Source organism: Alistipes ihumii AP11 (assembly GCF_025144665.1).
Classification (GTDB): Bacteria; Bacteroidota; Bacteroidia; order Bacteroidales; family Rikenellaceae; genus Alistipes_A; species Alistipes_A ihumii.
Genome location: NZ_CP102294.1, coordinates 383,702 through 395,242, shown reverse-complemented (window position 1 = coordinate 395,242; position 11,541 = coordinate 383,702). Strand labels below are relative to the sequence as shown.

At 55.7% G+C, this 11,541-nt stretch carries 9 protein-coding genes; 6 read left to right on the top strand and 3 right to left on the bottom strand.

The genetic code is table 11. The features are described 5' to 3' along the window. Positions 1 to 18: 18 nt before the first annotated feature. The 5 genes from NQ491_RS01620 (at position 19) to NQ491_RS01600 (ending at position 5,378) form a co-directional block, all read left to right on the top strand. On the top strand, positions 19 to 915 hold the full coding sequence (locus NQ491_RS01620; RefSeq protein WP_019245096.1) for an NAD(+)/NADH kinase: 897 nt from the start codon (positions 19 to 21) through the stop codon (positions 913 to 915). A 76-nt stretch (positions 916 to 991) separates the two neighbouring features. Continuing rightward, on the top strand, positions 992 to 1,714 hold the full coding sequence (locus NQ491_RS01615; RefSeq protein WP_019245097.1) for an isoprenyl transferase: 723 nt from the start codon (positions 992 to 994) through the stop codon (positions 1,712 to 1,714). Positions 1,715 to 1,738: 24 nt separating this feature from the next. Then, positions 1,739 to 4,276, top strand: a complete 2,538-nt coding sequence (locus tag NQ491_RS01610) for a BamA/OMP85 family outer membrane protein (protein ID WP_026089522.1) — start codon at positions 1,739 to 1,741, stop codon at positions 4,274 to 4,276. Between the two features lie 17 nt (positions 4,277 to 4,293). Beyond that, positions 4,294 to 4,806 carry an OmpH/Skp family outer membrane protein gene (locus NQ491_RS01605; protein WP_019245099.1) on the top strand — a complete coding sequence of 171 codons (513 nt, stop codon included), beginning with the start codon at positions 4,294 to 4,296 and terminating at the stop codon, positions 4,804 to 4,806. Between the two features lie 17 nt (positions 4,807 to 4,823). Next, positions 4,824 to 5,378 carry an OmpH/Skp family outer membrane protein gene (locus tag NQ491_RS01600; protein WP_026089523.1) on the top strand — a complete coding sequence of 185 codons (555 nt, stop codon included), beginning with the start codon at positions 4,824 to 4,826 and terminating at the stop codon, positions 5,376 to 5,378. A gap of 92 nt (positions 5,379 to 5,470) precedes the next feature. On the opposite strand, the gene NQ491_RS01595 is transcribed toward NQ491_RS01600, so the two are convergent. Next, positions 5,471 to 6,631, bottom strand: coding sequence for a Gfo/Idh/MocA family protein (locus tag NQ491_RS01595; protein ID WP_026089524.1), 1,161 nt, complete (start codon positions 6,629 to 6,631; stop codon positions 5,471 to 5,473). A 116-nt stretch (positions 6,632 to 6,747) separates the two neighbouring features. Here NQ491_RS01595 and NQ491_RS01590 point away from each other — a divergent pair, with 116 nt between their 5' ends. Continuing rightward, positions 6,748 to 7,701, top strand: coding sequence for an alpha/beta hydrolase (locus tag NQ491_RS01590; RefSeq protein WP_034282612.1), 954 nt, complete (start codon positions 6,748 to 6,750; stop codon positions 7,699 to 7,701). 273 nt (positions 7,702 to 7,974) lie between these two features. Here NQ491_RS01590 and yidC read toward each other — a convergent pair whose 3' ends face one another. Together yidC and NQ491_RS01580 are read right to left on the bottom strand one after the other, a co-directional pair. Continuing rightward, a complete protein-coding gene (yidC, locus tag NQ491_RS01585; protein ID WP_019245103.1) occupies positions 7,975 to 9,882 on the bottom strand; it encodes a membrane protein insertase YidC in 1,908 nt (635 codons plus the stop codon). Positions 9,883 to 9,897: 15 nt separating this feature from the next. Then, positions 9,898 to 11,538, bottom strand: coding sequence for a CTP synthase (locus NQ491_RS01580; RefSeq protein ID WP_019245104.1), 1,641 nt, complete (start codon positions 11,536 to 11,538; stop codon positions 9,898 to 9,900). Positions 11,539 to 11,541: the final 3 nt, after the last annotated feature.

Genomic DNA, 11,541 nt, shown 5'->3' with positions numbered 1-11,541 from the left:
TTAATTAATCGGCGTTTTATGGATATCGTTTTGTACAGTCGTCCGCAGTCCTCCTATACGGCGGAGGATGTCGCCGCGCTTTTCGATGCGCTGGACCGCAGCGGCATGGGCTGGCGGGTCAACAGGGACTTTGCCTCGCTGGCCGAATCGCTCGCCGGCCGGTCGTTCGCTCCGGACGGATTGTATGACGACGCCTCGCAGATCGACGACCGGGCTCAGGTCATGGTCAGCTATGGCGGAGACGGAACGTTTCTCGATTGCGTCCGGATGCTCGGCGGCCGTCCCGTGCCGATCATCGGGATCAACTCAGGACGGTTGGGCTTTTTGGCTAACGTGTCGAAAAGGCATTTGGAGACCGCATTCCGGGACTTGAGGGAGGGGAACTATTCCGTGGTGTCCCGGACGCTGATCCGGGCCGAGGGCGATTTCGGAAGCAGCCCGGAATATCCGTTCGCATTCAACGAGTTGGCTATTCAGCGTCAAAGTCCGAACATGATTTCGACCACGGTTTTCGTCAACGATGAGATGATAGCCACCTACTGGGGCGACGGGGTGCTGGTCTCCACTCCTGCCGGGTCGACGGCTTATTCGCTCAGCGTCGGCGGCCCGGTCGTCGCGCCGGACTGCCGTTGCTTTCTGATCTCGCCGATCGCTCCGCACAATCTGACGATGCGGCCCGTCGTCATTCCCGATACGGCCGTCATCCGAATCTGCGTGGCGACGCGGGGTACCGATTTCTCCGTCTCGCTCGACAATCAGACCTATTCGGCCGCGGACGGGGCTTCCTTTCGCATCGTCAAGGCCGATAAGTCGATTTTTTTGGTCCGTCTTCAAAATATATCGTTCTACGATACGTTAAGGAATAAAATGATGTGGGGAATCGACAGCAGGGAACCGTGTCGAACCGGGAGGTAATCGGACGAATCTCCCGGACGTATAGGATATTTCACGGTAATAATGCTATATTTGCACTTTAATCGAACGTAACCGAATGAATCAGGCAGACCCCGAAAATATTCCCCGACACGTAGCCGTCATCATGGACGGCAACGGCCGATGGGCCAAAGAACGCGGACAGGAAAGGGTCTACGGTCATGTCAACGGGGTGGAGAGCATGCGAAAAGTGATTCGCGCCGCCATGAAGTGGGGAGTGAAGTATCTGACGGCCTATGCCTTCTCGACCGAGAATTGGGGGCGTCCCCGAGAGGAAGTCGATGCGTTGATGGAGTTGCTGTGCAGGACGATTGCCGATGAGACCGACGAGCTGGATGCCAACGGCGTGCGGATACGCTTTATCGGACAGACGGACGTGCTGTCGGACGTCGTGCGGGAGTCGATCTCGCGCAGCGAGCGGAGTACGAAGCACAACGACAAGCTCCACTTGATCATCGCGCTCAATTACAGTTCCCGCTGGGAGATCGTGCGTATGGCGCAGCGTGTCGCGGCGCAGGTGCGCGACGGCGACTTGCAGGTTTGCGACATCGATGCCGAGGTCGTTTCGCGCAATCTCGAGACGGCCGGTATTCCCGATCCCGATCTGCTGATCCGAACGAGCGGAGAATTGCGACTGAGCAATTTCCTGCTGTGGCAGCTTTCGTATAGCGAGCTTTATTTTACGGAGACTTACTGGCCCGATTTCGATGAGGCTCAGTTCGACCGGGCGATCGAGGAGTATCGGAAAAGAGAGCGCCGGTACGGAGTATTAACCAAATAGTGTACATTACATTCAGCGTAGCAAATGAGAAACAGACTAAGGATTCTGACGATCGCTTTGTTTTCACTGGCAAGCGTTCCCGCAGCGGCTCAGATAGACTCGACGGCTCAGGTTCGGAATGCTCCGATGCTCGATTACGAACACCCCAAGCAATATATTATCAATAAGGTGAAAGTCAGTGGGATCAAGTATCTCGATCCGGAGGTCGTGGCTTCGATATCGGGCCTTACCAAGGGCGATACGATCATGATACCGAGCGACTATCTGTCGTCTACGCTGAAAACAATGTGGAACCAGCGGATCTATTCCGACGTGCAGATACTTACGGAGCCCGTAGGCGACAGCGTCAATATCGAGATCGTCCTCAGGGAGAGACCCCGGGTTTACGACTGGAAGATCGAGGGAGTCCGCAAGGGACAGATGAGCGAGTTGCTCGAAACGCTCAAGCTGAAGAAAGGCGGCGAGCTTTCCGATTTTGTCCTGAACAGCTCGAAAGACGCCATTCGCAAGTATTTCGCCGAGAAAGGGTTTTACAATGCGGACGTCAGCGTGCGGCTCGAGAACGATACGACGCTCGAAAACGTCGTGAACGTATTTTTCGTCGTCGACCGCAAGAACAAGGTCAAGATCGGCAAGATCGATTTCGAGGGCAACACGGCGCTCTCCGACCGGCAGTTGCGCCGCTCGTTCAAGAAAACGCACCAAAAGAGCGTCAACATATTCAAAGGGGCCAAATATAAGGAAAAGGACTACGAAGAGGACAAGGAGAACCTGATCGACTTCTACAACTCGCGGGGTTACCGCAATGCGACGATTCTCAGCGACTCCGTGTACCGGATCAACGACAAGCGGCTCGGAATCGCCCTGAAAGTCGACGAGGGGAATAAGTTCTATTACCGGAACGTGTCGTGGACCGGCAACAGCGTCTACGAGACGCGGCAGCTGAACGACATGCTCGGAATCAGCAAGGGCGAGACTTACGACAAGAAGACGCTCCACAAGAGACTGGGTATCGGCAAGCATGCCGATTACGAGGACATGTCCTCGATCAGCTCGCTGTATCAGAACAACGGCTATCTGTTCTCCAGCATCGATCCCGGAGAGGTGGTCGTCGGAGAGGACTCGATCGATATCAACGTGAAGATATTCGAGGGCAAGCAAGCCAAAATCAACGAGGTCAGGATTTCCGGAAATCACCGGGTCAACGACCGGGTGATTCGTCGCGAACTGTACGTGCGGCCCGGCGAATTGTACAACCGTGCGCTGCTGATGCAGACGATCCGTCAGCTGAACCAGATGCAGCACTTCGACCCGGAGAAGACGAGTCCTGGCATCGATTTGGTTCCCAATTCCAACGAGCTGGTCGATATTTCGTTCCCGCTCGAGGAGGTGGCCAGCGACAAGTTCGAGATATCGGGCGGTTGGGGCTCCAACATGTTCGTCGGCTCGGTCGGCGTGCAGCTGAACAACGTGTCGCTGAAAAACTTCTTTAAGGGAAGCGAGTGGCGTCCCTACCCTCACGGGCAGAACCAGCAGCTGGCTATCCGGGGACAGACCAACGGTTCTTACTACAAGGCTATTTCTCTGAACTTCACCGAGCCGTGGCTCGGCGGCAAGAAGCCCAACTCGCTGACCGTCGGCCTGTACTACTCGGACGAGACGGACGCCTATTACGCATGGCAGTCCGGAAACCGGCACTTCCGCACGATCGGCGTGTCGGTGGGTATCGGCCGCCGGCTGTCGTGGCCCGACCGCTATTTCACCATATATAACGAGATCAGTTATCAGGCATACAATCTGAAAGACTGGTCGAGCTTTCTGGTAACCAACGGTACGTCGAACATTTTCGCGCTGAAGACGGTGCTCGCCCGCAATTCGGTCGACTCGCCGATCTATCCGCGTACGGGTTCCGAGTTCTCGCTGTCGCTGACGCTGACGCCGCCCTACTCGCTGTTCCAGAAGAATGTCGACTATGCCGACCCGAACCTTCCGGACTACAAGCGGTACAAGTGGATCGAATATCACAAGTGGCAGTTCAAGGCCCAGTGGTACTACCCGCTGACCAACAACAACAAGCTGGTGCTGATGGCCCGTGCCGAAATGGGATATCTGGGCTCTTACAACAAGAACAAGCCGTCGCCTTTCGAGGGATTCGACGTGGGCGGCGACGGCATGTCGGGATACAATGTATACGGCGTGGAGATCGTCGGCCTGAGAGGCTACGAGAACAGCGCGCTGACTCCCTATACCTATACGGCCGACGGTCGTGCGGACTATGCTCGCGCCTATAACAAGTACACGATGGAGATACGCTACCCGTTTATCCTGAAGCCGTCGTCCACGATCTATGGTCTGGTATTTGCGGAAGGCGGTAACGCATTCAAGTCGTGGAAGGAGTTCGATCCGTTCCTGATCAAGCGGTCGATCGGCGTCGGCGCGCGGATTTATCTGCCGATCGTCGGCATGCTCGGAATCGACTGGGGATACGGGTTCGACAAGGCGGTCGGACAGACCGAACGTAGCGGCAGCCAAGTCCATTTCATTATCGGTACACAGTTCTAACTTAACGGGATACGGCTATGAAAAAGCTCATTGTTTTGTTTGTTTTGGCCGTGGCTGCTACGGGCAGCGCACTGGCACAGAGTAGTTACGTATTCGTCGATTCGGAAGCGATTTTCAAGTCGCTGGACGATTACAACGCGGCTATCAAGCAGCTGGACGACCTGTCGGCCCAATACCAGAAGAATATCGACGAGGCGTATGCTACGCTCGACCAGATGTACGAGACCTACCAGTCTCAGAAGGGCTATCTGTCCGAGATCAACCGTAATGCGCGGGAGGAAGAGATCATCAAGCGCGAGAAGGATATCAAGAAGTATCAGCAGGAAGTTTTCGGTCCCGAAGGCGATTTGATCAAGAAACGCCTCGAGCTGATCAAGCCGATACAGGAGCGCGTCTTCGCCGCCATTAACCAGTATGCCGAGACCAACCAGATCACGATGGTGATCGATAGGGCGAACAATCAAACGCTTCTTTATTACGCTCCGGCCTTGGATAAAACGAATGCAATTATTACCTTGCTGAAACAATAATTAACTTAATGTCATTTATGAAAACACTTTTTAAGCTGACTTTGGCCTTGGCTGTTGTCGCTGTATGCGGTTCGACCGCTTCAGCTCAGAAATTCGGATACATTAACATGGCCGAGTTGGTGACTCTGATGCCGGAGAGCGATTCCGCTTCCGTGAAACTGCAGGCATTGCAGAAAGAGCTGGGCGACCAGCTGGATGCCGTACAGGTAGAGTTCAATACCAAGTATCAGGAATACCAGAAGAATCAGGCGACCTATTCCGAAGCCGTCAATCAGCTCAAGACCAAGGAACTGAACGACCTGCAGAACCGTTATCAGGAATTGCAGCAAGTGGCTTCCCAGCAGTTCCAGAAGACGCAGGGCGATCTGCTCACTCCGATTTACGACAAGGCCCAGAAAGCCGTTGAAAAGGTGAGCAAGGACAATGGCTTTACGCTGGTGTTCAACGTTACCTCCGACCCTCTGGCCTACTACAATTCGGCTACGGTGACGGACGTGCTTCCGCTGGTGAAAAAGGAGCTCAATCTGAAGGATAAGCCGGCTGCCGAGCAGACGACGGCACCCGCTCAGTAGTGCCGATAGTAATCAAGCCGAAAAGACCGGGCGCGTTCGCAAGAACGCGCCCGGTCTTTTCGGTACTGTATATTCCCCCTCGGATCGGAATGCTATCCGACCCAGTCCGTCCATTTTCGGTCCGGATCGGAGCCCGAGCGGACCATGGTTTCGATGAACTGCATGCCTCGGATACCGTCCTCGACGGACGGGAAATCGGTCCATTCGGGCTGCGGCTCCCTACCCTCCCGGCGAGCCCGGACCGTGCGTGCGAAATTGCGGTAGATGTTGGCGAACGCTTCGATGTAGCCTTCGGGGTGACCGCCCGGCGTGCGAGTATTGGCCCGCGCGGCAGCACCCATATAGCCGTTGCCCGTGCGCACGACTTCCATCGGGCGGTCGGGCCATTTGACGTACAGCGAATTGGGCTCTGCCTGATGCCATTCCATGCCGCCTTTTTCTCCGTATAGGCGGATCGAAATGTCGTTTTCTTCGCCGGCAGCCACCTGTGTGGCGATCAGTACGCCGCTTGCACCGCCGTCGAAGCGGAGCAGGGCCGCTCCGTCGTCGTCCAGCGAGCGACCCTCGACAATGGCCGACAGATCGGCGCACAGGCTCGCGCAGCGCTGTCCGGAAACATATTCCGCCAACTGAAGGGCATGCGTGCCGATGTCGCCCATGCAGCCCGCCTTTCCGGCTCTCGCCGGATCGGTCCGCCATCCGGCATTCGAACCGGGTTGCAGTTCCGCTCGGTCGGACAGCCAGCCTTGGGGATATTCTACGTATATTTTCCTGATTTTCCCGAATACGCCGCTTGCAACTCTTTCCCGAGCCTCTTTGACGGCCGGATAGCCCGAGTAGGTATGCGTGAGCGCCAGCGTGCGGCCCGTTTCGCGGATTTTTTCCCGCAACCGATAGGCTTCGTCAAGACTGTATGTCATCGGCTTGTCAAGCACGACGTCGAAACCCCGGTCGAGCGCGGCCATAGCCGGATCGAAATGGAGAAAGTTGGGCGTTACGATCGATACGAAGTCCATTCGCACGCCTTCGGGCAGCGCGGCTTCGCGCTCGATCATCTCGCGGAACGAGGCGTAGATCCGCTCGTCGGATAGAAAGTATTCCCGCCCGGAAGCCAGCGAGACGTCGGGCCTGCTGCTGAAGCAGCCGCAGACCAGCTCGATCTGGTTGTCCATCAGGGCTGCCGCCCGGTGTATGGCTCCGATGAATGCGCCGTTGCCGCCGCCGATCATGCCCATTCTCAGTTTTCTGTCCATCTTCTGAAATATTAATGATTTCTAACAAAGTTAAAAAAAACTTCACAATCCGTTCCTTTCCGTCTCGTTTTGCCGGGAACTTGCACTATCTTTGATTTGAGCCGATAGGATATATTATGGAAGCAAGCATTTTCCGGATACCTTTACCCGATGATTACGAAGGTAGCGTGGCGGCGACTTTGGTCCGCTTTGCGGCCGGGCGCGCTCCGTCGCGGGCCGTATTGTATTTGCACGGATATGTCGACTATTTTTTCCAGACGCACATGGCGCGATGGTTCGTCGCGCGCGGATGGAGCTTCTATGCGCTCGATCTGCGCAAGTACGGCCGCTCGCTGGAGGCCGGCCAGACTCCGTATTATTGCCGCGATCTGCATGAGTATTATCCCGAGATCGACCGTTCGATCGAGCGGATGCGTCAGGACCGGATCGAACGGATCGTTCTGATGGGCCATTCGACCGGAGGATTGCTCGCTTCGCTGTACGCTTCCGACGGCCGGCGTCGTGCCGACATAGAGCGACTGATTCTCAACAGTCCTTTTTTCGAGTTCAACGCGTCATGGTTCAAAAGGCGCGTAGCCGTTCCTGTTGCCGCCGTTCTCGGACGGCTGTGGCCCTATGCTCATAAGAAAAACGAGCTCTCTCCGTTCTATTTCGACAGCGTTTATCGGGGGGCGCGCGGGGAATGGGATTTCGACACGCAGTGGAAACCGCGCGACGGCGTACCGCTCTATTTCATTTGGCTCGGCGCGATCCGCAAGGCGCAGCGACGATTGCGGCGCGGTCTCGGACTGCGTATTCCCGTACTCGTTCTTTCTTCGGCGGATTCGTGTCGCGCCAAAACATGGAACGATTGCTTCCGTTCGGCCGATGCCGTGCTGAACGTTGCGGATATAAGGCGTTATGCAGGTTGTCTGGGCTCCTGCGTGACGAGTGTGACGATCGAGGGAGGATTGCATGATCTGGTGCTTTCGGCCGCTCCGGTCCGGGAAAAAGTCTTGGAAACGATGACATCCTGGCTCGATTGCCCTGAAAGCCGATCAGACCCTTCGTCCGGAGAATCTTCGGCATAAATGCCGTTCACGCAGAAAGAGGCAGCGTTTTTTTTCGGCCAAGCCGGATGATCGTCGTGCTGTTTTCCTGACATTCTCTGTCATGCTTCTGAAATCGATTCGCATAGACGGGTTCGATATGCGGCGGGTACAGACTTGTATCATCGGATATTTTCTAATACCGTTCAGGAAACCGGAGGGTGGACCGAACTCCTTGTTACCCCCGTTGAAAACGACGAACCGCGTGCCGTTTGAAAGGCACGCGGTTCGATGCAGGAAACGGGCCTGCCGTTTCTATTTCCGCTTGTTTCTGGCGGCGGCCTGCTGTCGCGCCAGTTGCTCGCGCTGCTTCATAAGCTCTTCGTAGCGTTGCTGGAACTTGCTCATCTTTTTCGGTTTTCTCGCGTTCTCCTTCATCCGCTGGTGAAGCTTGTCCTCGTTGACGATATAGCGGAATCCGAAGGTCTGCCCCATCGTGATGATATTGCTGACCAGATAGTAGTAGCTCAGGCCGCTCGAGTAGTTATTGAACCAGAAAAGCAGCATCAGCGGCATCAGGTAGAGCATCATGAACTTCATGCCGGCCATCTGCGGACCTGCTTGGGCGGTCTGCGAGTAGCTGATCTTCGAGGTGATGAAAACCGATACGGCCATCAGCAACGCGAACAGGCTGACGTGGTCGCCGTAGAACGGGATGTCGAACGGAAGATGCAGAATGCTGTCGTAGGACGACAGGTCGTCGGCCCAGAGGAACGATTTGCCGCGCAACTCGATCGAGGCCGGGAAGAAACGGAACATCGCGATCAGGATCGGGAACTGGATCAGCAACGGGAGGCACCCGCCCATCGGATTGACGCCGGCGCTCTTGTAAAGCGCCATCATCGCCTGCTGCTTTTTCATCGCGTCCTCCTGCTTCGGGTATTTCTCGTTGATCTTGTCCATCTCGGGTTTCAGTAACCGCATCTTGGCCGTCGAAAGGTAGGACTTGTAGGTCAGCGGCGAGATGATGATCTTGATGAAGATAGTCAGCAGCAGAATGATCAGGCCGTAGTTTGCGATGTACTTACCCAGAAAGTCGAACGTCGGAATCACGAGCCAGCGGTTGACCCAGCCGATAATCCAGCCGCCCAGCGGCACGAGTCGCTGCAAATGCAGGTCGTCGTACTTTTTCAGCGTCGAGTACTTGTTCGGACCGAAGTAGAAACTGAAGCCGTAGCTGTCGGTCTGCGGAGTGTACGGAACCGAAAGCTGGGCATGGAACTGCTTGATATTTCCGCTGCCCGACGCGAATGTTTCGTATTGCAACGTGGCGTTCTGGAAGTCGTTTCCGGCGATCAGGATCGACGAGAAGAACTGCTGCTTGAAGGCCACCCACTTGATCTTCGAGTTGACCGTCTCGTCCTTGGTCTCCTTCGACATGCCCAGTTCCTCGATCGTGTTGTCGCCCGGGAAATTATAGGCGATCGTCGTGTAGTTGTTCTCGTTATCGAAGCCCTTCTCGTTCTGAGGCCCCACGTTCTGCCAGTTGATTTCCAGATCGCCCTGATTCGGCGCCAGCAGGTCGTCCATTCCCACGAACCGGACGTCGAAGTCGATCATGTAGTTGTCCCGACGGATCGTATAGAGGTATTCGACATACGATGCGGAATCGACGTTCAGCCGCATGGCGAAGTTTTTCTGTTCCTCGCCGGACGCGAAAGCCAATCCGTTCGCATCGACCGGTTCGAAATAGTACTCGCTCGTGTTGATCTGGGTGTTGTTGTATCCTTTCTTGATGAAGAAGGAGAGATCGAACACCGAGGTAGAGTCGGCGAACAGCAGGAGCGGAGTTTGACGGTAGGTCTTATAGTCTTTCAGCTCGACCGACGCGACGCGGCCTCCCTTATTCGAGAAGCGGATTTTCAGCAGGTCGTTCTCGATCGTGTAGAATGTTTCAGTGCCTTCGGTCGCCGCGTACAGATAACGGCCCAAATGTTCCTCGCGCTGTTGTTTCTCCCGCAGAGCCGCGCTGTCCGCCGTCGGGGAAGGCGATGCGGGATCGATTTCGGACGCGACCGTCTCGACCGGCAGCGAGGCTCTGGCCGCCGAGTCGATCGAAGCCTGCTGCCTTGCTATTTCCGCCTGCTGCTTGCTGCTATGCCATGTGAATACAAAAAGAATGACGCCTATGATAAGTAGACCCAATAGCGATTTCTTGTCCATGTTCTGTGCGTGAGATTATTTGCTGCCGTTGTTATCTTTACAGTACTGGGTCGACGCTTTGACGAACGATACGAAAAGCGGATGCGGATGCAGGGCCGTGCTCTTGTATTCGGGATGGTATTGTACGCCGATGAACCACGGATGGTCCTGCATTTCGACCACTTCGACCAGATTGGTGTCCGGATTGACGCCGACCGGTTTCAGACCGGCCCGAACGAACTCCTCGAGGTAGTCGTTGTTGAACTCGTAGCGGTGGCGATGACGCTCGACGATGTCCTTGCGGCCGTATGCCGCATAGGCCTTCGATCCTTTCTCGAGGGTGCACGGATAGCCTCCCAAACGCATCGTGCCTCCTTTCTCGGTAACTCCCTTCTGCTCTTCCATCAGGTCGATGACCGGATGCGACGTGCTGGCCATTTCGGTCGAGTTGGCGTCTTCGTAGCCCAACACGTGACGGGCGAACTCGATCACGCAGCACTGCATGCCGAGACAGATGCCGAAAAACGGGATTTTCTTTTCGCGGGCGTACCTTACGGCCAGTATTTTGCCCTCGATGCCCCGGTGTCCGAACCCCGGAGCCACCAAAATGCCGCACATGCCCTTGAGCTGTGAGGCGATATTTTCCTCGGTGATTTTCTCCGAGTTGATGTATTGCAGCTTGACCTTGGTATGATTGGCCGCACCGGCATGAATGAACGACTCGGAGATCGACTTGTAGGCATCCGGAAGCTCGGTATACTTGCCCACCAGAGCGATATTGACCTGAGTCTGCGGGTGCTTGACCTTATCGACGAACTCGATCCATGCTTTCAGGTCGGGTTCTCCGTTGTCGGGTAACTGCAATTTGTTGAGTGCCACGATGTCGAGCTTTTGGTTCAGCATCATCAGCGGGACCTCGTAGATCGTCGGCACGTCGATCGATTCGACTACCGCGTTCACGTCCACGTTGCAGAACAGCGCTACCTTACGGCGGATCTCGTTGGTCAGATGCTTTTCGGTGCGCAGCACCAGAATGTCGGGTTGCAGCCCGTTCTCGAGCAACTGCTTGACCGAGTGCTGCGTAGGTTTCGTCTTCAGCTCGCCCGAGGCTGCCATGTAGGGGATCAGCGTCAGATGCACCACCAGCGAGTTGCTGTACCCCAGCTCGTAGCGCAGCTGGCGGACCGCCTCGATATACGGCAGGGACTCGATGTCGCCGACCGTGCCGCCGATTTCCGTAATGATGACGTCGTAGATTTTCTTCGCGCTGAGCAGCTTGATGCGGCGCTTGATTTCATCCGTAATGTGAGGAATGACCTGCACGGTCTTGCCCAGAAACTCGCCCCGTCGCTCCTTGTTGATTACGCTCTGATAGATGCGGCCCGTGGTCACGTTGTTGGCCTGAGAGGTCGGAATGTTCGTAAACCGCTCGTAATGTCCCAGATCGAGGTCGGTCTCGGCGCCGTCCTCGGTTACGTAGCATTCGCCGTGCTCGTAAGGATTCAGCGTGCCGGGATCGACGTTGATATACGGATCGAGTTTCTGGATGGCCACCTTATAGCCGCGAGCTTGCAGCAGCTTGGCCAGCGAGGCGGAGATGATGCCCTTGCCCAAAGAGGAAGCCACGCCTCCGGTTACAAAAATGAATTTCGTCTTGTTCGTGTTAGCTACAGCCATGAT

Excerpts from the sequence above, each read along its gene's own strand:
- NQ491_RS01620 (WP_019245096.1), top strand. The coding sequence starts at position 19 with ATGGATATCGTTTTGTACAGTCGTCCGCAGTCCTCCTATACGGCGGAG.
- NQ491_RS01615 (WP_019245097.1), top strand. The coding sequence starts at position 992 with ATGAATCAGGCAGACCCCGAAAATATTCCCCGACACGTAGCCGTCATC.
- NQ491_RS01610 (WP_026089522.1), top strand. The coding sequence starts at position 1,739 with ATGAGAAACAGACTAAGGATTCTGACGATCGCTTTGTTTTCACTGGCA.
- NQ491_RS01605 (WP_019245099.1), top strand. The coding sequence starts at position 4,294 with ATGAAAAAGCTCATTGTTTTGTTTGTTTTGGCCGTGGCTGCTACGGGC.
- NQ491_RS01600 (WP_026089523.1), top strand. The coding sequence starts at position 4,824 with ATGAAAACACTTTTTAAGCTGACTTTGGCCTTGGCTGTTGTCGCTGTA.
- NQ491_RS01595 (WP_026089524.1), bottom strand. The coding sequence starts at position 6,631 with ATGGACAGAAAACTGAGAATGGGCATGATCGGCGGCGGCAACGGCGCA.
- NQ491_RS01590 (WP_034282612.1), top strand. The coding sequence starts at position 6,748 with ATGGAAGCAAGCATTTTCCGGATACCTTTACCCGATGATTACGAAGGT.
- yidC (WP_019245103.1), bottom strand. The coding sequence starts at position 9,882 with ATGGACAAGAAATCGCTATTGGGTCTACTTATCATAGGCGTCATTCTT.
- NQ491_RS01580 (WP_019245104.1), bottom strand. The coding sequence starts at position 11,538 with ATGGCTGTAGCTAACACGAACAAGACGAAATTCATTTTTGTAACCGGA.